Annotated in this window: 25 protein-coding genes; 19 read left to right on the top strand and 6 right to left on the bottom strand. The window is 67.8% G+C overall.

Annotation, left to right across the window (positions count from 1 at the left end; all coding sequences use genetic code 11):
• Window positions 1-108: 108 nt before the first annotated feature.
• The 4 genes from ACFOYU_RS26170 to mutM all read right to left on the bottom strand — a co-directional run bounded on the left by ACFOYU_RS26170 (window position 109) and on the right by mutM (window position 3,580).
• A complete protein-coding gene (locus ACFOYU_RS26170; protein WP_377035805.1) occupies window positions 109-900 on the bottom strand; it encodes a TSUP family transporter in 792 nt (263 codons plus the stop codon).
• A gap of 3 nt (window positions 901-903) precedes the next feature.
• Window positions 904-1,677: an enoyl-CoA hydratase gene (locus ACFOYU_RS26175; protein WP_377035806.1), complete on the bottom strand. Its 774-nt coding sequence runs from the start codon at window positions 1,675-1,677 to the stop codon at window positions 904-906.
• A gap of 85 nt (window positions 1,678-1,762) precedes the next feature.
• Window positions 1,763-2,557 (bottom strand): DUF2189 domain-containing protein, encoded by a 795-nt coding sequence (locus ACFOYU_RS26180; RefSeq protein WP_377035807.1) that lies wholly within the window; start codon window positions 2,555-2,557, stop codon window positions 1,763-1,765.
• Window positions 2,558-2,698: 141 nt separating this feature from the next.
• A complete protein-coding gene (mutM, locus tag ACFOYU_RS26185) occupies window positions 2,699-3,580 on the bottom strand; it encodes a bifunctional DNA-formamidopyrimidine glycosylase/DNA-(apurinic or apyrimidinic site) lyase (protein ID WP_226738740.1) in 882 nt (293 codons plus the stop codon).
• Between the two features lie 97 nt (window positions 3,581-3,677).
• On the opposite strand from mutM, the gene ubiE reads away from it, so the two are divergent.
• The 12 genes from ubiE (at window position 3,678) to ACFOYU_RS26245 (ending at window position 11,361) form a co-directional block, all read left to right on the top strand.
• Complete coding sequence (ubiE, locus tag ACFOYU_RS26190) at window positions 3,678-4,427, top strand: bifunctional demethylmenaquinone methyltransferase/2-methoxy-6-polyprenyl-1,4-benzoquinol methylase UbiE (protein WP_377035808.1); 750 nt, start codon at window positions 3,678-3,680, stop codon at window positions 4,425-4,427.
• Between the two features lies 1 nt (window position 4,428).
• Window positions 4,429-6,000 (top strand): 2-polyprenylphenol 6-hydroxylase, encoded by a 1,572-nt coding sequence (gene ubiB, locus ACFOYU_RS26195; RefSeq protein WP_377035809.1) that lies wholly within the window; start codon window positions 4,429-4,431, stop codon window positions 5,998-6,000.
• Window positions 6,001-6,002: 2 nt separating this feature from the next.
• Complete coding sequence (gene coaBC / locus ACFOYU_RS26200) at window positions 6,003-7,211, top strand: bifunctional phosphopantothenoylcysteine decarboxylase/phosphopantothenate--cysteine ligase CoaBC (protein ID WP_226738746.1); 1,209 nt, start codon at window positions 6,003-6,005, stop codon at window positions 7,209-7,211.
• Window positions 7,208-7,675 (top strand): dUTP diphosphatase, encoded by a 468-nt coding sequence (dut, locus tag ACFOYU_RS26205; protein WP_377035810.1) that lies wholly within the window; start codon window positions 7,208-7,210, stop codon window positions 7,673-7,675. Before coaBC ends, dut begins: the two co-directional genes overlap by 4 nt.
• A complete protein-coding gene (locus ACFOYU_RS26210) occupies window positions 7,672-8,121 on the top strand; it encodes an Rrf2 family transcriptional regulator (RefSeq protein WP_226738750.1) in 450 nt (149 codons plus the stop codon). The genes dut and ACFOYU_RS26210 overlap by 4 nt, the downstream gene beginning before the upstream one ends.
• Before the next feature lie 75 nt (window positions 8,122-8,196).
• On the top strand, window positions 8,197-9,180 hold the full coding sequence (gene cysK / locus ACFOYU_RS26215) for a cysteine synthase A (RefSeq protein WP_226738752.1): 984 nt from the start codon (window positions 8,197-8,199) through the stop codon (window positions 9,178-9,180).
• A gap of 332 nt (window positions 9,181-9,512) precedes the next feature.
• Window positions 9,513-9,782 carry a hypothetical protein gene (locus ACFOYU_RS26220; RefSeq protein WP_377035811.1) on the top strand — a complete coding sequence of 90 codons (270 nt, stop codon included), beginning with the start codon at window positions 9,513-9,515 and terminating at the stop codon, window positions 9,780-9,782.
• A 213-nt stretch (window positions 9,783-9,995) separates the two neighbouring features.
• Window positions 9,996-10,358 (top strand): hypothetical protein, encoded by a 363-nt coding sequence (locus tag ACFOYU_RS26225; protein WP_377035812.1) that lies wholly within the window; start codon window positions 9,996-9,998, stop codon window positions 10,356-10,358.
• Window positions 10,359-10,363: 5 nt separating this feature from the next.
• Window positions 10,364-10,588, top strand: a complete 225-nt coding sequence (locus tag ACFOYU_RS26230; protein WP_226738756.1) for a hypothetical protein — start codon at window positions 10,364-10,366, stop codon at window positions 10,586-10,588.
• A gap of 15 nt (window positions 10,589-10,603) precedes the next feature.
• Complete coding sequence (locus tag ACFOYU_RS26235; protein WP_226738758.1) at window positions 10,604-10,840, top strand: hypothetical protein; 237 nt, start codon at window positions 10,604-10,606, stop codon at window positions 10,838-10,840.
• A 19-nt stretch (window positions 10,841-10,859) separates the two neighbouring features.
• A complete protein-coding gene (locus tag ACFOYU_RS26240; RefSeq protein ID WP_226738760.1) occupies window positions 10,860-11,177 on the top strand; it encodes a hypothetical protein in 318 nt (105 codons plus the stop codon).
• Between the two features lie 19 nt (window positions 11,178-11,196).
• A complete protein-coding gene (locus tag ACFOYU_RS26245; RefSeq protein ID WP_226738761.1) occupies window positions 11,197-11,361 on the top strand; it encodes a hypothetical protein in 165 nt (54 codons plus the stop codon).
• Between the two features lie 111 nt (window positions 11,362-11,472).
• Here ACFOYU_RS26245 and typA read toward each other — a convergent pair whose 3' ends face one another.
• Entirely contained in the window at window positions 11,473-13,302 is a 1,830-nt protein-coding gene (gene typA / locus ACFOYU_RS26250; protein WP_226738763.1) for a translational GTPase TypA, read from the bottom strand.
• A 467-nt stretch (window positions 13,303-13,769) separates the two neighbouring features.
• Here typA and ACFOYU_RS26255 point away from each other — a divergent pair, with 467 nt between their 5' ends.
• The 3 genes from ACFOYU_RS26255 (at window position 13,770) to ACFOYU_RS26265 (ending at window position 18,045) form a co-directional block, all read left to right on the top strand.
• Window positions 13,770-13,943 carry a hypothetical protein gene (locus ACFOYU_RS26255; protein WP_377035813.1) on the top strand — a complete coding sequence of 58 codons (174 nt, stop codon included), beginning with the start codon at window positions 13,770-13,772 and terminating at the stop codon, window positions 13,941-13,943.
• Between the two features lie 155 nt (window positions 13,944-14,098).
• On the top strand, window positions 14,099-15,721 hold the full coding sequence (locus ACFOYU_RS26260) for an ABC-F family ATP-binding cassette domain-containing protein (protein WP_377035814.1): 1,623 nt from the start codon (window positions 14,099-14,101) through the stop codon (window positions 15,719-15,721).
• Window positions 15,722-16,167: 446 nt separating this feature from the next.
• A complete protein-coding gene (locus tag ACFOYU_RS26265; RefSeq protein ID WP_377035815.1) occupies window positions 16,168-18,045 on the top strand; it encodes a tetratricopeptide repeat protein in 1,878 nt (625 codons plus the stop codon).
• Between the two features lie 75 nt (window positions 18,046-18,120).
• Here ACFOYU_RS26265 and ACFOYU_RS26270 read toward each other — a convergent pair whose 3' ends face one another.
• A complete protein-coding gene (locus ACFOYU_RS26270) occupies window positions 18,121-19,353 on the bottom strand; it encodes an argininosuccinate synthase (RefSeq protein ID WP_377035816.1) in 1,233 nt (410 codons plus the stop codon).
• Window positions 19,354-19,547: 194 nt separating this feature from the next.
• Between ACFOYU_RS26270 and ACFOYU_RS26275 the strand changes: the two genes are divergently transcribed.
• The 4 genes from ACFOYU_RS26275 to sppA all read left to right on the top strand — a co-directional run bounded on the left by ACFOYU_RS26275 (window position 19,548) and on the right by sppA (window position 23,883).
• Window positions 19,548-20,174 (top strand): 2-hydroxychromene-2-carboxylate isomerase, encoded by a 627-nt coding sequence (locus ACFOYU_RS26275; RefSeq protein ID WP_226738779.1) that lies wholly within the window; start codon window positions 19,548-19,550, stop codon window positions 20,172-20,174.
• A gap of 321 nt (window positions 20,175-20,495) precedes the next feature.
• Window positions 20,496-22,199 carry a 30S ribosomal protein S1 gene (rpsA, locus tag ACFOYU_RS26280; RefSeq protein ID WP_226738782.1) on the top strand — a complete coding sequence of 568 codons (1,704 nt, stop codon included), beginning with the start codon at window positions 20,496-20,498 and terminating at the stop codon, window positions 22,197-22,199.
• Window positions 22,200-22,376: 177 nt separating this feature from the next.
• On the top strand, window positions 22,377-22,784 hold the full coding sequence (locus ACFOYU_RS26285) for a YkvA family protein (protein ID WP_377035817.1): 408 nt from the start codon (window positions 22,377-22,379) through the stop codon (window positions 22,782-22,784).
• 130 nt (window positions 22,785-22,914) lie between these two features.
• Window positions 22,915-23,883 carry a signal peptide peptidase SppA gene (gene sppA, locus ACFOYU_RS26290; RefSeq protein WP_226738787.1) on the top strand — a complete coding sequence of 323 codons (969 nt, stop codon included), beginning with the start codon at window positions 22,915-22,917 and terminating at the stop codon, window positions 23,881-23,883.
• Window positions 23,884-23,892 lie beyond the last annotated feature (9 nt).

A 23,892-nucleotide genomic window follows, 5' to 3' on the forward strand; every position in this document is an offset into this window, starting at 1 on the left:
ATCGGGTGATTGCATGGAAACCGAAGAGCCCGCGGATGGCGCGGGCTCATGTGTGGCGGCTTATAGCTGCGCGACGGCTCAACGTCAACGCCGGCCGTCATTCACGCGTCAAAAAAGCGCTTTCAGGGCCTGACGCCAGGGATTGGCGGGGTCGAGAAGGAGCCTCAGGGCCATCATTCCGGACACCACCACGAGCAGGGGACGGATGATCCGGCTGCCGAGGCGGATCGCCAGCCGCGAGCCGACCTGGGCCCCCAGCAGGGCGGCTCCGGCCATGACAAGGCCGACCGGCCAGACCACGGCGCCGGTGGCCGCATAGAGAAGGAGGCTGCCCAGATTGCTCGCGAAATTGAGCAGCTTGGTATGGGCGGTCGCCCGCACCACCCCGTAGCCCAGGAGGGTGACGAAGCCCAACATGTAGAAGGAGCCGGCCCCGGGGCCGAAGATCCCGTCGTAGAAGCCGACCGCGACCGGAACGGTCAGGCCGAAGGCGAGGGCGCTCATCCGGGCCTGGGCGTCGGCGTCCTTTATCTTGGGCGACAGGGCGAAATAGAAGGCGATGACGATCAGGAGGGCGGGAATCAGCGCCTCGAGCACCGGCCTCGGCAGGAACCGGACGCAGAGCGCGCCGGCGACGCCGCTCGCGAACGAGACCAGCGCGAAACGCCAGGCGGAACGCCAATCGATCAGGCCCTTGCGGCCGAAGGTGTAGGTGGCCGAGGCGGCGCCCACGACCCCCTGCACCTTGTTGGTGGCGATGGCCTGCGCCGGATCGAGACCGGCGAGCAGCAGGGCCGGCACCGTCAGGAGCCCGCCGCCGCCGGCGATGGCGTCCACGAAGCCGGCGAGGAAGGAGACCGCGGCCAGAACCGCGATCATGTCGAAGCCGAGTTCGGTCACGGCCTACTGGCCTTTGAACTGGGGTGCGCGCTTCTCGACGAAGGCGGCCATGCCTTCCTTCTGGTCGGCGGTCGCGAACATGGCGTGGAAGACGCGCCGCTCGAAGCGGATGCCTTCGGCCAGGCCCATCTCGTCGGCGCGGTTGATGCTCTCCTTCGTCATCATGGCGATGGGGAGCGACATGGACGCGATGGTCTCGGCGGTCTTGAAGGCCTCGCTCAGGAGATCGGCCGCGGGCACTACCCGGGCGACGAGGCCGGAGCGTTCGGCCTCCTCGGCGCCCATCATGCGGCCGGTGAGGCACATCTCCATGGCCTTGGCCCGGCCGATCAGGCGGGTCAGGCGCTGGGTGCCGCCCATGCCGGGCATGACGCCGAGCTTGATCTCCGGCTGGCCGAACTTCGCGGTGTCGGCCGCGATGATGAAGTCGCACATCATGGCGAATTCGCAGCCGCCGCCGAGCGCGAAGCCTGCCACCGCCGCGATCATCGGCTTGCGCCGGTTCGCCACCCGGTCCCAGCCGACGAAGAAGTCGTCCATGTAGGTCCGGGGATAGGAGAGGTCCGACATCTCCTTGATGTCGGCGCCGGCCGCGAAGGCCTTCTCCGAGCCGGTGATCACGATGCAGCCCACGTTCGGATCCGCCTCGAAGGCGTCGAGCGCCCGGTTCACCTCGCCGAGGAGGGCGGAGTTGAGGGCGTTCAGGGCCTTGGGCCGGTTGAGGGTGATGAGCCCCACCTTGCCGCGGGTCTCGACGAGAATCGTTTCATAGGCCATGCGCCGTCTCCTCCAGGGTGGCCCACCGGTAGGCGAGGCGATGAGGCTCGGCAAGAGGGAATTGCAGGTTTCCGGGCGACGGTCCTCAGGAGGCCACGACCCGGCGGTAGAGGTGCCAGGTGGCGTGGCCCAGGACCGGGAGCACCACGGCGAGGCCGAGGAAGAGCGTCAGGAAACCGAGGGCGAGGGCGCCCGCCACCGTCAGGCCCCAAAGCGCCATGGTCGCCGGATTGGCCGCCACGGCCCGGATCGAGGTCCGCACGGCCGTGGCGGCGCTCACGTCCCGGTCGATGAGCATGGGAAACGACACCACACTGAGGCTCAGGGCCACGGCGCTGAAGACGAGGCCCAGCAGGTTCCCGGCGAGAATCAGCGCCCAGCCCCGGCCCGTGGCGAAGACCTCCTGCAGGAAGCCGCCCACGGTGGCCGGCACATGGCTGCCGAAGGTCGCCTGGTAGAGGAGCTGGGCCGTGGTGATCCAAACCACGAAGACCGCGAGCATCAGGGCGCCGAGCGCCGCGATGGAGCCGATGGCGGGCGAACGCAGCATCCGCAGGGCATGGGCCAGGGAGAATGCCTGCCCCCGCTCGCGGCGGCGGCTGAGCTCGTAGAGTCCGACGGCCGCGAAGGGGCCCACCAGGGCGAAGCCCGACATGAGGGGAAAGAGGAGCGGCAGCACGTCGGAGCCGAGGATGATCCGGGCCAGGACGAGGCCCAGGACGGGATAGATCAGGGCGATGAAGAAGGCGTGGGTCGGCATCGCCTTGAAATCGTCGATCCCCGCCGCCAGGGCCTGCCGGAGATCGGCCGGTCCGATCCGGCGCACGAGGGGTTCGTCCAGCACCGTGCCGGCGTCGTGAAGGGCGTGGAGCTTCGCCATGGCCGTTCCTCCCGAACAGCGTTCAGGCGATTCCGGCACCCGGTGTCGTGCAGTGCGCCCGCGCCCCCCTTGCGGCGCCGATCGTGTGGGGCCGCAACCTGCCGTCGACGGGAGGGAGTGTACGCCTTTAAGCGACGCCTGTCATTTCTGGCATTCGGGGCAGTAGAAGGTGGAGCGTCCCGATTGGACGAGGCGGCCCACCGTGCCGGTGCAGCCGGGCGTCACGCAGGGCTCGCCCTCCCGGTCGTAGACCCGGAAGGAATGCTGGAAATAGCCGAGGGACCCGTCCACCTGCGCATGGTCGCGCAGGGTCGAGCCGCCCGCCTCCACCGCCTCGGCGAGCACGTCGCGGATGATGCCGGCCAGGCGGTGCGCCTTCTCGGTGGGCTCGCCCGCCGCGGTCGCCAGGGAGCCGGCGGGCGCCTCCGGATGCAGGCCGGTGCGGAACAGGGCCTCGCACACATAGATGTTGCCGAGGCCCGCGATCAGGCGCTGGTCGAGCAGGGCGGCCTTCAGGGGCGTGCGCTTGCCCTTGAAGAGCCGCGCGATGGCCTCGCCCGAGAGTTCGTTCCCGAGGGGCTCGATCCCCATATCCTTGAAATGCCTGCTGGTCTCGATCCCCGACCGGGGCACCAGATCCATGAAGCCGAAGCGGCGGGCGTCGTTGTAGGTCACCGTCGCGCCGTTGGTGAAGCCGAAGACCACGTGGTCGTGGGCGCCCAGGGACCCGTGCTCGTGGTGGAACTCCCCCGGCATCGCGGTCTCGCCGCCTTTCGTGACGAGGAACCGGCCCGACATGCCCAGATGCATCACGAGCACCTCGCCGGAGGACAGGTCCGCGAGCAGGTACTTCGCCCGACGCCCGAGCGCGGTCACCTCCTGCCCTTCGAGGCGCTCGGCGAAGCGTTCGGGGAAGGGAAAGCGCAGGTCCGGCCGGCGCTGCGCCACCTTGGTGAAGCGGGCCCCCACCATGGCGGGCTCCAGGCCGCGGCGAACGGTTTCGACTTCAGGCAGTTCAGGCATCAACCATCTCTTCGGTTCCGACGACCCCTTACATAGCCTTCCGGGCCTTCATCCGCTATGGATCGCGACAACACGCACGCGGGAGGCCTGTGAGACCATGACCGACGAGAAGACCCATTTCGGGTTCCAATCCGTGCCGCTCACCGAGAAACAGGGGCGGGTCAACGAGGTCTTCCACTCGGTCGCCGGCCGCTACGACCTCATGAACGACCTCATGTCGGCCGGTCTCCACCGCCTGTGGAAGAACACCCTCGTGACCACCCTGCGCCCGCCGAAGGACCGGCCCTTCCGCCACCTCGACGTGGCCGGCGGCACGGGCGACGTGGCCTTCCGCATCCTCGATGCGGGCGGGCCCCAGACCCATGTGACGGTGCTCGACATCAACGGCGAGATGCTGAAGGTGGGTCGCGAGCGGGCGGGCCACCGCTACGAGGGCCGCATCGACTTCGTCGAGGCCAATGCGGAGGAGCTGCCGCTCGAATCGAAAGCCTACGACGCCTACACCATCGCGTTCGGCATCCGGAACGTGCCGCGCATCGATGCGGCGCTTCGCGAGGCGCACCGGGTGCTGAAGCCCGGCGGACGCTTCCTGTGCCTGGAATTCTCCAAGGTCGACGTGCCGGGACTGGACCGGATCTACGACGCCTATTCCTTCAACGTGATCCCGCGGCTCGGGCAGGCGGTGACGGGGGATGCGGAATCCTACCAGTATCTCGTCGAGTCGATCCGTCGCTTTCCGGCCCCCGGGGCCTTCGCGCGCATGATCGAGGAGGCCGGATTCAAGCGCGTCACCCACCGCCCCCTCACGGCGGGTGTCGTCGCCATCCATTCCGGCTGGAAGATCTGACGTGATCGGCAGCCTCGTCCACCTCGCCCGCAACGCCCGCGCCGGCTTCATCCTGGCCCGCGAGGGCGCGCTGGCGCTCATCGACCCCAGCGTGCTCCCGCCGGCCGGACGCGCGGTCCTGCGTCTCGCCCGCCTCGTCGAGCGCAAGGGCGCCGGGGACGGCGCGGCGCGGCTCTCCGCGGCCCTGACCCGGCTCGGGCCTTCCTACGTGAAATTCGGCCAGTTCCTGGCGACGCGCCCCGACATCGTCGGCGTGGCCGCCGCCCACGACCTGGAGCGCCTGCAGGACCGGATGCCGCCCTTTCCCCGGGCCGAGGCCGTCCGCATGGTCGAGCTCGCCCTGGGGCGGCCCATCGACGAACTCTTCCTGGAATTCAGCGACCCGATCGCCGCCGCCTCCATCGCGCAGGTCCACAAGGCCCGCATCCGCACGCCGGAGGGCGAGGAGACCGTCGCCGTGAAGGTGGTGCGGCCGGGGGTGCGCGAGGGCTTCGCCCGCGACCTGCAGGCCATGCGGGCCGCCGCCAAGCTCTTCGCGCGCCTGGTGCCGGACGCGCGCCGCCTGAAGCCGATGGAGATCGTCGAGACCCTGGCCCGCTCGGTCGCGGTCGAGATGGACCTGCGCCTCGAGGCGGCGGCCGTCTCCGAACTGGCCGAGAACACCAAGGACGATCCGGATTTCCGGGTGCCCAAGCCGGAATGGGACCTCACCGCCCGGGACGTGCTGACCACCACCTGGATCGAGGGCATCCGCCTCAACGACCTGGCCGCCATCGATGCGGCCGGGTTCGACCGGGTGGCGCTGGCCCGCGCGGTGATCCAGTCCTTCCTGCGCCATGCGATCCGCGACGGCTTCTTCCACGCGGACATGCATCCGGGCAACCTGTTCGTGGACCGGGCGGGCCGCCTCGTCGCGGTCGATTTCGGCATCATGGGCCGCTTGGGCATGAAGGAGCGCCGCTTCCTGGCGGAAATCCTGCTCGGCTTCATCCGCCGGGACTATCTGCGCGTGGCCCGGGTGCATTTCGAGGCCGGCTACGTGCCGCCGCACCATTCGGTGGAGGATTTCGCGCAGGCGATCCGGGCCATCGGCGAGCCGATCCACGACCGGCGCGCCGACGAGATCTCCATGGCGAAGCTGCTCACGCTGCTGTTCGAGATCACGTACCTGTTCGACATGGCGACGCGCATCGAGCTCGTCATGCTGCAGAAGACCATGGTGGTGGTGGAGGGCGTGGCCCGCAATCTCGACCCGCGGCTCGACATGTGGACCACCTCCGAACCGGTGGTGCGTGAGTGGATCGAGCGCAATCTCGGCCCCATCGGCCGCATGGAGCAGGCGGGCAGCGGCCTGCTGACGCTCGCGGGCGTCATCGGCGACCTGCCGGACCTCGCCCTGCGCGCCGAGCGCGTCCTCAACCAGCTCGAGGACGTGACCGCCAAGGGCGTCTCCCTCGAACGCGAGAGCATCGCCGCCATCGGGCGGGCGGAGGCACGGGGCGCCCGCTGGGGGACGGCGGCCTTGTGGATCATCGCCGCGTCGCTGATGATCATGCTGTTCGAAAGGTTGTGACGATGGCGCTCTCGGGCAAACGCATCCTCCTCGTCATCGGCGGCGGGATCGCGGCCTACAAATCCCTCGACCTGATCCGCCGCCTGCGCGAGCGCGGCGCCTCCGTGCGCTGCATCATGACGGCGGGCGCTCAGGAATTCGTCACGCCGCTCGCGGCCTCGGCCATCTCGGGGCAGCGCACCCACACGGACCTGTTCGACCGCGAGGACGAGGCCGATATCGGCCATATCCGCCTGGCCCGCGATGCGGATGCCGTCATCGTTGCTCCCGCCACCGCCAACCTGATGGCCAAGATGGCGGGCGGCCATGCGGACGACCTCGCCTCGACGGTGCTGCTCGCCACGACGCTCCCGATCCTGATCGCGCCCGCCATGAACGTGCGCATGTGGCTGCATCCGGCGACCCAGCGCAATCTCGCGACGCTCCGGGCGGACGGCGTTCACGTGACCGGTCCGAACGAGGGCGCCATGGCGGAGGCCGAGTTCGGCCCCGGCCGCATGTCCGAGCCCCTGGAGATCGTGGCGGCTGTGGAACGGCTGCTTGCCCCCTCGGGGCCTCTCGCCGGCAAGCACGTGCTCGTGACCTCGGGCCCCACGCACGAGCCCATCGATCCCGTGCGCTACATCGCCAACCGCTCCTCGGGCAAGCAGGGCCACGCCATCGCCAGGGCGGCCGCCGAGGCGGGCGCCCGGGTGACGCTCGTGTCGGGACCCGTCGATCTGCCCGATCCCGCAGGCGTCACCACGCTGCACGTGGAGAGCGCGCGGGAGATGCTCGCCGCCGTGGAGCAGGCGCTGCCCGCCGATATCGGCATCTTCGCCGCGGCGGTCGCCGATTGGCGGGTCGCGAATGCGGGCGAGCAGAAGATCAAGAAGAACGGCGGCGCCCTGCCGGAGCTCTCGCTTACGGAAAACCCCGACATTCTCGCCACCATCTCACGCCGCAACGAGGGCCGCCCGCCCCTGATGGTCGGCTTCGCGGCGGAGACGGAGCACGTGATCGAGCACGCCAAGCAGAAGCTGGCGAAGAAGGGCTGCGATCTCATCGTCGCCAACGACGTCTCGGCGGCCACGGGCGTGATGGGCGGCGACCGGAACACGGTCCATCTCGTCACCGCGTCGGATGTCGAAACCTGGCCGACCCTGTCGAAGGCGGATGTCGCCCGCAGGCTCGTGGAGCGGCTCGGGGCCTGGGGAGGCGGCAAGGCATGAGCCGCGTCCTTCGCCTCCGGCGCCTCGACCATGCCCGGGATCTGCCGCTGCCCCGCTACGAGACGGCCGGCGCGGCGGGCATGGACCTTATTGCCGCCAACCCCGCCGATGCGCCCGTGGTTCTGGAGCCCCTGCGGCGGGCACTCATTCCCACCGGCCTCGTGCTGCAGCTCGAGCCCGGCTACGAGGCGCAGGTGCGTCCCCGCTCCGGCCTCGCCCTCAAGCACGGCGTCACCGTTCTCAATGCGCCGGGCACGATCGATGCGGATTATCGCGGCGAGGTGCAGGTGCTCCTGGTCAATCTCGGGCAGGAGCCCTTCGCCGTGACCCGCGGCATGCGCGTCGCCCAGATGGTGGTGGCGCCGGTGACGACGGTGGTCCCGGTGGAGGTGGAGAACGTGGACGAGACCGAGCGCGCCGGGGCCGGCTTCGGGTCGACCGGGCTCGCGAGGACGGGACCATGAACTTTCTTTCCCGCCGCTCCCTGCTCGCCATCGCAGCGGTGACGGACATCGCCCTCCATGCGCGCCCCATGCCGGTTTCCGCCAAGGCCCTCGCGGCGCGGCACAACCTGCCGCCGCGCCATCTGGAGCCGATCCTCCAGGCGCTGGTCCGGCAGGGCATCCTCAAGGGCGTGCGCGGCCCTCGCGGCGGCTACGAACTCGCCCGGGAACGGCGGCGGATCACGGCGGGCGACATCGTCCGCGTCGCCATTACGGCCCAGGAGGAGGACGCCAGTTCGCCCCGGCCGGAATCCCGCCTCGCCGAGGTCGTGGTCGAGCCGGTCGTCAGGCGCGGAACCGAAGCCTTCCTGGCGGAATTGGATCAGGTAACGGTCGAGGATCTTTGCAACCGGGCGCAGGCGGAAGCTGCGGTCGACCAGACCGGTCATGTGGATTTCACGATTTAACTTGTGAAATAATCTAATTATCGACATTTCGCGCAAATAGGCATAAAGAACTCCTGCATTCCCGAGGAGGATCTCATGGCTGACACGCTCAACAAGCCGGCCGAAGCTAGCACCAAGCCCGGTCGCGGCCGCATCTACGGCTCCATCACCGAAACCATCGGCAACACCCCGCTCGTGCGGCTGAACCGCCTGCCGAAGGAGCATGGGGTCGATGCCGAGATCCTCGTGAAGCTCGAATTCTTCAACCCGATCTCGAGCGTGAAGGACCGCATCGGCGTCAACATGATCGAGGCGATGGAGGCCGAAGGCCGCATCAAGCCCGGCGACACCCTGATCGAGCCCACCTCCGGCAATACCGGCATCGCGCTCGCCTTCGTGGCGGCCGCCCGCGGCTACCGGCTGATCCTGGTCATGCCCGAGACCATGTCGATCGAGCGCCGCAAGATGCTGGCGTTCCTCGGCGCCGAACTCGTCCTCACCCCCGGCCCGATGGGCATGAAGGGCGCCATCGCGCGGGCCGAGGAGCTGCTGCAGGAGATTCCGAACTCGGTGATCCCGCAGCAGTTCAAGAACCCGGCCAACCCGGAGATCCACCGCCGCACCACCGCTGAGGAGATCTGGAACGACACCAACGGCCAGCTCGACGCCTTCGTGGCGGGCGTGGGCACCGGCGGCACCATCACCGGCGTCGGCCAGGTGATCAAGCCACGCCTGCCGAACATGAAGGTGGTCGCGGTGGAGCCGGAGGATTCCCCCGTTCTCTCCGGCGGCCAGGCCGGTCCGCACAAGATCCAGGGCATCGGCGCCGGCTTCGTGCCGGACGTGCTCGACCGCGCCGTGATCGACGACGTGGTGACGGTGGGCAACCAGACCGCTTTCGAGATGGCGCGCAAGCTCGCGAAGCTCGAGGGCATCCCCGGCGGCATCTCGACCGGCGCGAACATCGCCGCGGCGCTCGAAATCGCAGGGCGGCCGGAGTTCAAGGGCAAGCGCATCGTCACGGTCGCGCCCTCCTTCGCCGAGCGCTACATTTCGAGCGCGCTCTTCGAGGGGCTCTGAGCCTTTCAAAGAACCATCGACTCCGAACGTTGGAAAGGGGACGCGGCTCATCATCGATCCGCGTCTCTTTGAGCTCCGCCTGATGAGCCGACATTCCAGTCGGACGGGCCTGAGCCCGAGCCAACCCAACCTGCGCAGCCTGCCTCGCAGGTTTTTCTCCTCTGACGGCATGTTCTGTATCATGCCCTCAATGAGGAGGACTACAGATTGCTCTACCTGTGGGTGTCAAAGGAGAAAATTACACCCCGAAGTAGACGACACCCTTCCCTTCGTGCGATGAAACAACATCTCATTGCCATGTCGGCGGTGAGGTCATTCGCAAAGAAAGGGTAATGACAGTGCCAGCCAAGAACTACTTTTATGAGGATGGTGAGATCGGGGGGGCACCCAGAGGCAAGTCGGCTCACGAGCCATTTGTGCAGACAACAACCGCTTCGGGCACGAATTCCAACGACTATACCAGCTTCGGCTTCGGCGTCGGCCCCAGCAGCAGCTACGGTCTCAGCTATGGTGGCGGTAGATACCCCATGTGCAGCGAGCCTATCGTTCACAAGCACAGCGGGTTTCATTACTGGCTGAACGAGTACCTCTGGATGTACTGATCAGCCCAGGTGAGGCTTCTGGAAATGCGCCAGGGGCCTCACTTGCAGGTCGGCCATTCGACCAAATCCCGAAAGGGATAACGGGCGTGTTTCCGTTAGGCCTCTTCCCGAGCACAAGGCCCGTACCGCCGGCACAAGCTTTTCCCAAGCGTGACAAGAACCTCTCCGGTTCCGCCGTGTTCTCCCTGCAACATCGGTTCCAAGGAGTTCGTCATGGCGGAGAGACACGCACCCCATTCGTTGAAAGACCAGACCGCGGACCAGATCCGCAACGAGCAGCGCGGCGGCATCGACAGCCCCATCGATCCCAACCGGGACGGCGGTCCGGAGGGCAACGCGACCCTGCGCCGGGTCTGGAGCCAGCCGGGCGGCGAGGCCTACAATTACCGCCAGGGCCAGACGGGCCAGACCAGCAATGCCGGGTTCGACGGTCATGACGAACTCACCGCCGCCGAGACGCCCGAGACCACCAAGCACTTGAGCGACGCCAGCCTCTCGCCGGACGACAAGGACGCGACGGCCGAAGCCATCGCGCGCGCCACGGCCGTCAACGGCGACGACAAGGGCAAGGGCTGAGATCCATGTCCCGAAAGAACGACGACCCGATGAATCGGGAAGGCGGCGCAAGGGTGGATGCCCAGCCCGACGCCGAGGCGAAGATCCGGTCCCAGCTTCCGGGCAATCCCGCCGTCGACGGCTCGTCGGGCGCGCATTCCGACCGGATCGGCTCCCGGGGTGCGGAAGACGACCGCAAGGCCGCCGAGGGAAGCGGCGATACCGAACAGAGCCACCGCGAACGTTCATGACGTAAGGAGAGCCCTATGGGCAATGCAGGTTACGGCAACCACACCGAAGATCACGTCGATCCCGAAGCCGGCCGCACATCCTCGCCGGAGAAGAATTCCGGCAGCCAGAGCGGACAAGGCAAGCAGGGCGATGCTCCGCCCGCGGCCGGGCCGCACAGCCAGCCGTCCCTCACGAACCCGGACGCGACCCCGGGCACCGGAGCCCTGACGCCTCCGGGCGCGGACGAGGGCACGGATTCCGTGACCGGATGACGGACAAAAGGAGAAGGTAATGGCAGGAAAAGATCAGCAGGAGCCGAAGGTGCCCACCGAACGCCCGGACCCTGAAGTCGCCGACCGCAAGCCCGAAGGCGGCGGCGAAGACCGTCCCGGCTTCGACCTGGGCGGAGCCTCGCCCGAGAACGAAACCGGCGTCGGCTCGAGCACCATTCCGGGCGGTCCGCGGGGCAGCGTTTCCAACGGCACGGATGCCGGCGGCCGCGCCACCGGCCTTTCCGATCCGAGCGGCTCGCGCTCCCTCGGCAACGAAGGCGATGCCGGCTCCGAATCCGGCTCCGGACCCACGGACGGTTCCGGCGGCCCATCCTGATCGAAACGAGGACAGAACGATGGCTCAATCTGACGACAAGTCCAAGCAGGCGACCGAAAAGGACATCAGCGCCCCGCGGCTGACGCCCCAAGGCCGCGACGATCCCAGCGCCTCCGGCGAGGATTCCACCGACCCGATGGGCGAGGGCGCCAAGAAGGGGCAGGGCGACAAGGCCGAGGGGTGAGCCTGCACAGTTCGGCCCGGGCTCGCTCGTCCCGGCTTCCCCGGATCGCCGCCCCAATGAAAAAGGCCGCCCTAGAGGGGCGGCCTTTCGTTCGTCTCGGACCTGTTCGCCTCAGGCGCTGAGCGCTTCCTTCTGCTTCTCGGCGCGCTTGCGGTCGTTCGGGTCGAGGATCGCCTTGCGGATGCGGATCGACTTCGGCGTCACCTCGACGAGCTCGTCGTCCTGGATCCAGGCGAGCGACCGCTCCAGCGTCATGCGGATCGGCGGGGTCAGGCGCACCGCCTCGTCCTTGGAGGTCGTGCGGATGTTGGTGAGCTTCTTGCCCTTCAGCACGTTCACTTCCAGGTCGTTCTCGCGGTTGTGCTCGCCCACGATCATGCCCTGATAGACCTTCCAGCCGGGCTCGATCATCATCGGGCCGCGATCTTCCAGGTTCCACAGGGCGTAGGCCACGGCCTCGCCCGAGTCGTTGGAGATCAGCACGCCGTTGCGGCGGCCGGCGATCTCGCCCTTGTAGGGCTCGTAGGCGTGGAACAGGCGGTTCATGATCGCGGTGCCGCGGGTGTCGGTCAGAAGCTCGCTCTGGTAGCCGATGAGGCCACGGGTCGGAGCGTAGAACACCAGGCGCTGGCGATTGCCGCCCGACGGGCGCATCTCGACCATCTCGGCGCGGCGCTCGGACATCTTCTGCACCACGACGCCGGAGAACTCCTCGTCCACGTCGATCACCACTTCCTCGACGGGCTCGAGGAGCTGGCCGGTGGCCTCGTCCTTCTCGAACACCACGCGAGGACGCGACACGGCGAGCTCGAAGCCCTCGCGGCGCATGGTCTCGATCAGGATCGCGAGCTGCAATTCGCCGCGGCCGGAGACGTAGAAGCTGTCCTTGTCGGCGGCTTCCTCGATCTTGAGCGTCACGTTGCCTTCCGCTTCCTTGAACAGGCGGTCGCGGATCATGCGGCTCGTCACCTTGTCGCCCTCGGTGCCGGCGAGGGGTGAGTCGTTGACGATGAACGACATGGTCACGGTCGGCGGATCGATGGGCTGGGCCTGGATCGGGATGTCGTTCTCGGGGGCGCAGAAGGTGTCGGCCACCGATCCCTTCACGAGGCCCGCGATGGACACGATGTCGCCCGCCTCGCCCACTTCGATGGGCTGACGCTCCAGGCCGCGGAAGGCCAGGATCTTGGACACGCGGCCGTTCTCGACCAGGTTGCCGTTACGGTCGATCACCTTGATCGTCTGGTTCGGCTTCACGGTGCCGGAGGCGATGCGGCCCGTGACGATGCGGCCCAGGAAGGGGTTGGCCTCGAGCAGGGTGCCGAGCATGCGGAACGGGCCTTCCTCGGTCTTGGCCGGGGGCACGTGCTCCAGAACGAGGTCGAACAGCGGGGCGAGGCCCTGGTCGCTCGGGCCCTCGGGCGACTTGGCCATCCAGCCGTTGCGGCCCGAACCGTAGAGGATCGGGAAGTCGAGCTGCTCGTCGGTGGCGTCCAGCGCCGCGAACAGGTCGAACACCTCGTTGATCACTTCCTGGTGGCGGGCGTCGGGACGGTCGATCTTGTTGATGGCCACGATGGGCTTGAGGCCGATCTTGAGGGCCTTCGACACCACGAACTTGGTCTGCGGCATCGGGCCTTCGGCCGCGTCCACGAGGACGATGGCGCCGTCCACCATGCTCAGGATGCGCTCCACCTCGCCGCCGAAATCGGCGTGGCCGGGGGTGTCGACGATGTTGATGCGGGTGTCCTTCCAGACGACCGAGGTCGCCTTGGCCAGGATGGTGATGCCGCGCTCCTTCTCGAGGTCGTTCGAGTCCATGGCGCGCTCTTCCACGCGCTGGTTCTCGCGGAAGCTGCCCGACTGCTGGAGCAGCTTGTCGACGAGGGTGGTCTTGCCATGGTCGACGTGGGCGATGATGGCGATGTTGCGCAGCTTCATGAGGCTAGTCTTTCAAAGCAAAGCGGCCCGGTTCGCGGCAAGCTAGGCCGCGCCCCTGGCTCGAACCGGGCGAAAAATTGATGAGGACGCAATATAGTGATGCGAGGGCCGCCGCAATAGGGCGCCCCGAGATTTATGATTGGCCGCCTAAGGTTTAGGCAGTCTTCGGGGCCTGCGCAAGATGAGCTTTTCCGGTCCCGCTCTCCGGCCGGGGAGGATCGGCTGGGGCCGCGAGAATATCCGCAAGACACGCCACCTTGCGCTGAGGAATGTCCTTGCGCCAGACGAGGAGGGTCGTGGTCGCCCCTGCTCCATTACAAACCTGTAATCCGCCCGCAATACGGAGGGCAGCCAGCCGAGCTTAGGGTCGTGCCTGTTTCAGCTCGAACTCTTTATGCCGCACTGCCGGCTCAAGCGGAGGACCAGGGATGATCTCGGACCGGGAGCTTGGGGACCACGCGAGACCGATGCTTTCCCCTTTGGATCTGAAGCAGATCAAGGACGCGGTGACCGAGTTGCGCGCCGCCGAGCCGGAAAGCGTCCTGGCCGATCTGGTCGAGGAGAAGGTCCGGGCGATGGAAGGCGGGTCTCCGGAGCCGTCGGGCTTCCCGCCGATGCGGGGCAGGCAGATCCTCGGCTGAGCCGACGGAGAGATTGCGGCTCGCCCGCCAGGGGCTCGCGCGCAAGGGCATTTCGGGGAAAACCGGCTCTGCGTCCGCGTGTCCGGCCCGCGCCCCTCGTCCCCCGGCGCGACCCGTGCCATAAGCCCGCCGCAACTCCCTGAGGCTCAAGGTCCATGATTCGCGTCGAGAACGTCAGCAAGCAGAACAGCCACCGGATCCTCTTCATCGAGGCTTCCGCGACCCTCCAGAAGGGAGAGAAGGTCGGTCTGGTCGGCCCCAACGGCGCGGGAAAGACGACCCTCTTCCGGATGATCACCCGGGAGGAGCTGGCCGACGAGGGGCAGGTCTCCGTCGATCGCGGCGTCACCATCGGCTATTTCAACCAGGATGTGGGCGAGATGGCGGGCCGCAGCGCCGTGGCCGAGGTCATGGCCGGTGCGGGACCGGTGAGCGAGGTGGCGGCCGAGCTGAAGGAGCTCGAAGCCGCGATGGTGGATCCCGACCGGGCGGACGAACTCGACCAGATCCTCGAGCGCTACGGCGAGGTGCAGGCGCGCTACGAGGAGCTGGACGGCTATTCCCTCGACGGCCGGGCGCGCGAGGTTCTCGCGGGCCTGGGCTTCAGCCAGGAGATGATGGACGGCGACGTGGGCGCCCTGTCGGGCGGCTGGAAGATGCGCGTCGCGCTCGCCCGCATCCTGCTGATGCGCCCGGACGCCATGCTCCTCGACGAGCCGAGCAACCACCTGGACCTGGAGAGCCTCATCTGGCTGGAGGAGTTCCTGAAGGGCTACGAGGGCGCGTTGCTCATGACCTCGCACGACCGCGCCTTCATGAACCGCATCGTCAACAAGATCATCGAGATCGACGGCGGAACGCTGACCACCTATTCCGGCGACTACGAGTTCTACGAGCAGCAGCGCGCGCTGAACGAAAAGCAGCAGCAGGCGCAGTTCGAGCGCCAGCAGGCGATGCTCGCCAAGGAGATCAAGTTCATCGAGCGCTTCAAGGCGCGCGCTTCCCACGCGGCCCAGGTGCAGAGCCGGGTCAAGAAGCTGGAGAAGATCGAGCGGGTGGAGCCGCCCAGGCGCCGGCAGGCCGTGGCGTTCGAGTTCCTGCCCGCGCCCCGCTCCGGCGACGACGTGATCAGCCTCAAGAACGTCCACAAGCGCTACGGCAGCCGGAGCATCTACGAGGGGCTGGACTTCGCGGTGCGGCGCAAGGAGCGCTGGTGCGTCATGGGCGTGAACGGCGCCGGCAAGTCGACGCTGCTGAAGCTGGTGGCCGGCACCACTTCGCCCGACCAAGGAACGGTCGCGCTCGGCAGCAGCGTGAAGATGGGCTACTTCGCCCAGCACGCCATGGAGGTGCTAGACGGCGACCGCACGGTGTTCCAGTTCCTGGAGGATTCCTTCCCGCAGGCGGGCCAGGGCTCCCTGCGCACGCTCGCCGGATGCTTCGGCTTCTCGGGCGACGATGCGGAAAAGAAATGCCGCGTGCTCTCGGGCGGCGAGAAGGCGCGGCTGGTCATGGCCAAGATGCTCTACGACCCGCCGAACCTCCTGGTGCTCGACGAGCCGACGAACCATCTGGACATGGCCACGAAGGAGATGCTGATCGAGGCGCTCGCGCGCTATGAGGGCACCATGCTCTTCGTCTCGCACGACCGGCACTTCCTGAGCGCGCTGTCCAACCGGGTTCTGGAGCTCACGCCTGACGGCATCCATCAGTATGGCGGCGGCTACATCGAGTACGTGGCGCGCACCGGCCAGGAGGCTCCGGGCCTGCGGCACTGAACGGGGCCGGGCGCCGGCATCGGCTCCCCGCAAGGACAGGGTGCGAGCCGATGTGCTCGACCGCACATCTCCCTCGACTCCGCCGGGTCTATCCTGCGACTGGCGATGCGACCCTTGCCGACAGCCGCAGGGGCCGGGGCGTCCTGGCAGGAGCCGGACGCTCGCGGACATGAACCGCCGTCAGGACAAGCATGATGGGTGTCCCATGCTGGCGATCCGGAGCACCGTCCCCATGACCGGCCGGAACCGCCCCACAGGCGGGGCGGTCCCATGGTGAGCGAGGCCGGAAACACGCGGCTTCCGCGATGGAGCGTGATGCGCATGGCCGGAGAGGCCATGCGCCGGGCGAGACCGGGCCGGCACGGCATGTCGCCGTACTGAGCACGAGGCCGGCGCAGAACCTTCTCGCAGGCCGTCCGTCACTCCTCCCATTCAGGAGCCTGCGCATGATGATCCCCCACAGCCGGCCAACCTGCCTGTCTTCCAGATCGACCCTCCTGTCGGCCGTCGCGGCCTTCGCGCTCCTTGCCGGAGCCGCACAGGCCTGCCCGCTCGGCAGCCACGACAGCCCGCGCGTGCGGATGCTCCACGCCCTGCAGCAAAAGGGGCATCATGGTCACGGGACGACGGTGGCGCAGCTGCAATCCCAGGCCGGTCCCCAGACCCCGACGAAACCCTCCCGCACGGAGCTCGGCGCCTATGGCCGGAACCTGCCGCACGGCGCGGCGGCGCCGACCTCGGAGGCGAAGCCCGCCCTTCAGGACAATCTCGGTGCGCTCTCGTGGAGCATCGTCGATACGGCGAACCCCGAGGCGAAGGCCTATTTCGACCAGGGCTACCGCCTCGGCTGGGGCTTCAACCACGCCGAGGCGGCCCGCGCCTTCCGGGCGGCGCAGGAGCTCGATCCGAACTGCACCATGTGCCTGTGGGGCGAGGCATGGGTGTTAGGCCCCCACATCAATTACCCGATGGAGCCGGACGCGAATGCCCGGGCCCTGGCGGTCCTGGAACGGGCCAGGGGCGTAGCGGGCGCGGGAGAGATGCAGAGGGCGCTGATCGAGGCGCTGCTGCAGCGGCATTCGCCGGACGCGAACGCCGACCGCAAGGCGCTCGACCAGGCCTATGCGGATGCCATGGAGGCCGTGCAGGCCCGCTTCCCGCAGGATCCGGATGTGGCAGTGCTGACCGCGGACGCGCTCATGAATCTCAGCCCCTGGGATTACTGGGCCGATGGCGGAAAGACCCCGAAGGGCAAGACCGACCGCACCGTGGCGCTGCTCGAAGGCGTGCTCGGCGCACGGCAGCTCGGGCCGCTGCAGGCGATGCCCGACCATCCGGGCGCCATCCACCTCTACATCCACACGGTGGAGGCTTCCGACCGTCCCGAACGGGCCGCGCCCCATGCGGCCCGCCTCGAAGCCTTGATGCCCGGCGCCGGGCACCTCGTCCACATGCCGAGCCATATCTGGTACCGGCTTGGGCAATGGCGCGACAGTCTCGACGCCAATGTGCGCGCCGCGGCGGCGGACGAGGCGCTCATGGGGCAGGGCGGCGCGAGCCTGCTCTATGCCGAGGGCTACCACGCCCATAACGTCCATTTCGTCATGGTCTCGGCCCTGATGGGAGGCGATGGCCGCACGGCGGTGGACGGGGCGGGGAAACTCGCCGGAATCGTGTCCGACCGCACCAAGCGGGAGGTTCCCTGGACCCAGCCCATCGCGGCCGCTCCCTACAATGCCCATGCGCTCGTCACGAAACCGGAGGACGTGCTGGCGCTCGATGCGCCGGACGGCGATTTTCCGTTCGTGCGGGCGGCCTGGCACTATGCCCGAGGGGTGGCGCTGGCGCGTCTCGGGCGCACCGACGAGGCGCGTGCCGAGATGACGGCCATCGAGCAGCTGGAGAAAACGCCCGAGATCGCGGCGCTGACGGCGGCCGGCGTGCCGGGCTCCGACGTGCTGGCGATCTCGACGCGCGTGATCGACGCGCGCATCGCGCAGGCGGAAGGCGATCGGGACAGAGCCGCCACCCTGTTCAGGGAGGCGGCGGAAATCCAGGACCGCCTGCCCTACATGGAGCCGCCCTTCTGGTACTATCCGGTGCACCAGTCCCTGGGGGCGGCTTTGCTGGAGCAGGGCAGGACCGAGGACGCCCAGGCCGCCTTCCGCGCTGCGCTCGAACGCTCGCCCAATAACGGATGGGCGGCGGCAGGCCTGTTGCGCGCGGCCGAGGCTCAGGGCAATGCCCAGGCCGCCGAGGAGGCCCGGATGCTGCTGCAGAAAAACTGGTTCGGCGCGGAGCTTCCGTCGCTCGACCGGCTTTGAGGCAGGCGCCGGGCATCGCGCGTCCAGATCATGGGAGTCATGGCCGCACCCGTGCGGCCATGACGGGGCGATGCCTTACAGGCCTAGCTTCTTCTTCCGCTGCGCCAGCGTGCGCAGGCGCAGGGCGTTGAGCTTGATGAAGCCGGCCGCGTCCCGGTGGTCGTAGGCCACGGCGCCTTCCTCGAAGGTGACGAGGTCCTGGTCGTAGAGGGAATAGGGGCTCTCGCGGCCGATGAGGTGGACGCCGCCCTTGTAGAGCTTCAGGCGCACCTCGCCGGTGACGAATTCCTGGCTCTTGTCGATGAGCGCCTGGAGCATTTCGCGCTCGGGCGAGAACCAGAAGCCGTTATAGATGAGCTCGGCGTATTTCGGCATGAGCTCGTCCTTCAGGTGAGCCGCGCCGCGGTCGAGGGTGATCGACTCGATGCCCCGGTGGGCGAGGTGAAGGATCGTGCCGCCGGGGGTTTCGTACATGCCGCGGCTCTTCATGCCGACGAAGCGGTTCTCGACGAGGTCGAGGCGGCCGATGCCGTTGAGGCGGCCGAGCTCGTTGAGCTTCGCCAGCAGGTCGGCCGGGCCCATCTTCCTGCCGTCGATGGCGACGGGGTCGCCCTTCTCGAAGGTGATGGAGATGACGGTCGGCTTGTCGGGAGCCGATTCGGGATCGTTGGTGCGCGAATAGACGTAGTCCGGAACCTCAGCCGCCGGGTCTTCGAGCACCTTGCCCTCGGAGGAGGCGTGCAGGAGGTTGGCATCCACGGAGAACGGCGCCTCGCCGCGCTTGTCCTTGGCGATCGGGATCTGGTGCGCCTCCGCGAAGGCGATGAGCTGCTCGCGGGAGCGCAGGTCCCATTCGCGCCAGGGGGCGATCACGGTCACGTCGGGCTTGAGGGCGTAGTAGCCGAGCTCGAAGCGTACCTGGTCGTTGCCCTTGCCGGTGGCGCCGTGGGACACCGCATCGGCACCGACCTTTTCGGCGATCTCGATCTGCTTCTTGGCGATGAGCGGACGGGCGATGGAGGTGCCGAGCAGGTACAGGCCCTCGTACTGGGCATTGGCCCGGAACATCGGGAACACGTAGTCGCGCACGAACTCGTCGCGCAGGTCCTCGATGAAGATGTTCTCCGGCTTGATGCCGAGGAGCTCGGCCTTCTTGCGGGCAGGCTCCAGTTCCTCGCCCTGACCGAGATCGGCGGTAAACGTCACCACCTCGCAGCCATAGGTGGTCTGCAGCCACTTGAGGATGATCGAGGTGTCGAGGCCGCCGGAATAGGCGAGCACGACCTTGTTCACGCGCTTTTCAGCCATAGCAAGGGGTTCCGAGATTTCAACCGTGCCCGCGACTTAGAACGGAAGCTTGGGCGGCGCAACCGTGCAATTGGCCGGCGATATGCATCTCCGTCATTCCTGACCGGAAAAGCCGGAGCTGTTGCGGAAAGGCGCGATAAGCTAGGCAATGGGTTCCGCACCGATGCGGCTCGCCTTGCGGGGAGACGATTGCCATGCGCCGGCCGATTCTCGAGTTCTGGTACGATTTCGCCTCGACCTATTCGTATCTCGCGGCCATGCGCATCGAGGCCGCCGCCGAGGAGGCGGGGGTGGGGCTCGCCTGGCGGCCCTTCCTCCTGGGGCCGATCTTCGCCGCCCAGGGCTGGACCACCTCGCCGTTCAACCTCTACCCGGAGAAGGGCCGCTACATGTGGCGCGACATGGAGCGGGAGGCGGCCAGGCTCGACCTGCCCTTCTGTCGTCCGGAGCCCTTCCCGCAGAACAGCCTGCTCGCCGCCCGGGTTGCCCTGGTCGGAGCGGAGGCGGGCTGGACGCCCGCCTTCACCAAGGCGGTGTTCCTGATCGAGTTCGGCAAGGGCCGCAACATCTCCGACCCGGTGCTGCTCGCCGGCATCCTGGCCGATCTCGGGCTGGACGCGGATGCGGTGATCGGGGAGGCGCAAGGGGACGCCAACAAGGCGCGCCTGCGCCGGATGGGCGAGGAGGCCCAGGCGCGGGGCATCTTCGGCGCCCCCGCCTTCGTGGCCGAGGACCGGGAGATGTTCTGGGGCAACGACCGCCTGGAGCGGGCGCTGGAATGGGCGGCGGAGCACGGACGCCGCTCCGAGTGGCCGGTGTGAGCCCGGCGGGGCTGCGGCGGCTTCGCCCGGCGGCCCGGAAACGCTTGTGATCCGGCACGAAACGCGATAAAAGAACGCCCATCCGACAGGACATTGACGGTTGCCGTGTTGTGAGGGTGCGTGCGCGCGCCCTTGGTGCGTTTCCGAAAAGCCTGACGGAGCAAGCGTTTCCATCCGTCGATGATACGCCGGCCCGCTCCATGGAGCGGCATGCCCGGGACCTGGCCCTGAAGGGGCGTCCCTGGCAGCGGCGGCTGGAAACGGCCCGTTCACACGAGCCGCCGGCGTTGCCCCTTAAACGAGGGCCATTCAGGAGAACATATGTCCGCAGCATACCAACAAGCGCCGAGCCGTGAGGATTTCGCGGCCCTGCTCGAAGAATCCTTCCGCACGAACGAGATCAGCGAAGGCTCGGTCGTCAAGGGTAAAGTGGTCGCGATCGAGAAGGACGTCGCGGTCATCGACATCGGCGCCAAGACCGAAGGCCGCGTGGCCCTCAAGGAATTCGCAGGCCCCAACCGCGACCAGACGATCAACGTCGGCGACGAGGTCGAGGTCTATGTCGAGCGCATCGAGAATGCGCTGGGCGAGGCCGTCATCTCCCGTGACAAGGCCCGCCGCGAAGAGAGCTGGGTCAAGCTCGAGAAGGCCTTCGAGGCCCAGGAGCGCGTCAACGGCGTCATCTTCAACCAGGTCAAGGGCGGCTACACGGTCGATCTCGACGGCGCCGTGGCGTTCCTGCCGCGCTCGCAGGTCGACATCCGTCCCGTCCGCGACGTCACCCCGCTCATGGGCGTGGCTCAGCCGTTCCAGATCCTCAAGATGGACCGCCGCCGCGGCAACATCGTCGTGTCGCGCCGCACGGTCCTCGAAGAGAGCCGCGCCGAGCAGCGTTCCGAGCTCGTGGCGAACCTCGAAGAGGGTCAGGTCATCGACGGCGTGGTCAAGAACATCACCGAGTACGGTGCGTTCGTTGATCTCGGCGGCATCGACGGCCTCCTGCACGTCACCGACATGGCATGGCGCCGCGTGAACCATCCGTCCGAGGTCGTAACCATCGGCCAGACGGTCAAGGTGAAGATCATCAAGATCAACCACGAGACGCACCGCATCTCGCTCGGCATCAAGCAACTCCTGGCCGATCCGTGGGAGGGCATCGCCGCCCGCTACCCGGTCCAGGCGAAGCTCAAGGGCCGCGTTACGAACATCACCGACTACGGCGCGTTCGTCGAGCTCGAGCCGGGCATCGAAGGCCTGATCCACGTCTCCGAGATGTCCTGGACGAAGAAGAACGTCCATCCGGGCAAGATCATCTCCACCTCGCAGGAGGTTGAGGTCGTGATCCTCGAGGTCGATCAGGTGAAGCGCCGCATCTCGCTGGGCCTGAAGCAGACGCTGCAGAACCCGTGGGAGGCCTTCGCCGAGAAGCACCCTGTCGGCTCCGAGGTCGAGGGCGAGGTCAAGAACAAGACCGAGTTCGGTCTGTTCATCGGTCTCGAGAACGACGTCGACGGCATGGTCCACCTCTCGGACCTCGACTGGAACCGTCCGGGCGAGCAGGTCATCGACGACTTCAAGAAGGGCGACATGGTGCGTGCCCAGGTTCTCGACGTGGACGTCGAGAAGGAGCGCATCTCGCTGGGCATCAAGCAGCTCGGCGGCGACCCCTTCGCGGAAGCCGGAGAGATCAAGAAGGGCCAGATCGTCACCTGCGAGGTTCTCGAGGTGAAGGACGGCGGCCTGGAGGTGAAGATCGTCGACACCGACCTCAACACCTTCATCAAGCGCAACGAGCTCGCTCGCGACCGCGCCGACCAGCGCCCCGAGCGCTTCGCCGTGGGCGAGAAGCTCGATGCCCGCGTCACGCAGTTCGACCGCAAGGCCCGCCGCGTCACCGTCTCCGTCAAGGCCCTCGAGGTCGCTGAGGAGAAGGAAGCCATGGCGCAGTACGGCTCGACCGACTCGGGCGCTTCGCTCGGCGACATCCTCGGCGCGGCCCTCAAGGCCCGCACCGACAAGAAGTAATCGGGCCGGCAACGGCTCGACCGTCCCCGGGCTCTGGCCCGGGGCCACCGAACAGACCCGCGCGAGCGATCGCGCGGGTTTTTTGCTGCGCGGGCCGAGGCCCCGTCCATGGACTTTCCGCCCCGGCGCCACAGCTTTCCGGCGAAGCCTCGGGAGCGAAGAACAGGCTGGCAGGCCATGGCGCGTGGGCAAGACGACGCGGGTCTCGGGACCCGGCTGCGGAACTGGGCACGGACGGTCAGGACCGACGCGGTGGCGCTTTCGCTCGCCGTCGGCGACCGGCGGGTGCCCTGGCATGCCAAGCTCGCGGCCGCCGTGGTGGCGGCCTATGCGCTCAGCCCCATCGACCTGATTCCCGATTTCATCCCGGTCCTCGGCTATCTCGACGACGTGATCCTCGTGCCGCTCGGCATCCTGCTCGCGGTGAGGCTGATCCCGGCCCCTGTGATGGAGGAACTGCGCGTCGAGGCGCGGGCCCGGGCGGAGCGCCCGAGGAGCCGGGCCGGGGCTCTTGCCGTCGTGGCCCTCTGGGTCGCGGCGGCCGCCTTCCTGATCTGGGCCTTCTGGCCCGACCGGGCGTCGTGAAGCCTGTCCCGTCCTACGGGGCCGCATGGCAGGGGTGCAGGTTTTTTATTGGTTAACCGCCTTGCCGCCCTATCTGCCTTCGCAATAGGGTGTCGCCTTTGAAGCAGGCACCATGCAAGAGACGAAATTCATGCCCATCGATGCCGAAGCCATCACCGATCGCCGCCGTCTGCGCCGCAAGCTGACCTTCTGGCGCGTCGCAGGCATCCTGGCTCTCATCGCCGCCGTCCTCGCCTTCGGCTATGCCGCCACCGACCGGTTCGGCATTCCGGAGGGGCGGACCCACGTGGCCCGCATCGCCGTCAACGGCTTCATCATCAGCAACCAGCAGCGCATGGCCGACCTGATGGACCGGGTCGGCAAGGCCAATTCCGTGTCCGGCGTGGTGATTTCCATCAACAGCCCGGGCGGCACCACCACGGGTTCCGAGGAACTCTACCGCAATATCCGCAAGCTCGCCGAGAAGAAGCCCGTCGTGACCTTCGTCGACGGCACCGCGGCTTCGGGCGGCTACATCACGGCCATCGCGGCCGACCACATCGTCGCCCGCGAGACCTCCCTCGTCGGCTCCATCGGCGTCCTGTTCCAGTTCCCCGATGTGTCCGGCCTGCTCGACCACCTGGGCGTGCGGGTCGAGGAGGTGAAGTCCGCTCCGCTGAAGGCCGAGCCGAGCCCGTTCAAGCCCACGAGCCCCGAGGCCCGCGCGGCCCTGCAATCGGTGGTCAACGACACCTTCGACTGGTTCAAGACCCTGGTGCGGGAGCGCCGGCGCCTGAACGAGGCCGAATTGGCGACCGCGTCCACGGGCCAGGTCTTCAGCGGGCGCCAGGGCGTGTCCCTCAAGCTGGTCGACCGGATCGGCAGCGAGCGGGATGCGGTCGCCTGGCTCGAGCAGGAAAGGGGCGTGGCGCGGGACCTGCCGGTGCGCGAATGGGAGCCCCGCAGCGAACGCGACTTCTCGATCATCGCTCTGGCCGCGACCGGCGCCGACCTCTTCGGCTTCGAGCGAGCCGCCGAGTCTCTCCGCCGGTCCGCCGTCAGCCTTCAGGCCGCTCAGCTTGACGGTCTGCTGGCGCTCTGGCACCCTTCCGAAAAATAAAGCAGCATC

Source organism: Microvirga sp. GCM10011540, from assembly GCF_042650665.1.
In the GTDB taxonomy this organism is placed as follows: Bacteria; Pseudomonadota; Alphaproteobacteria; order Rhizobiales; family Beijerinckiaceae; genus Microvirga; species Microvirga lenta.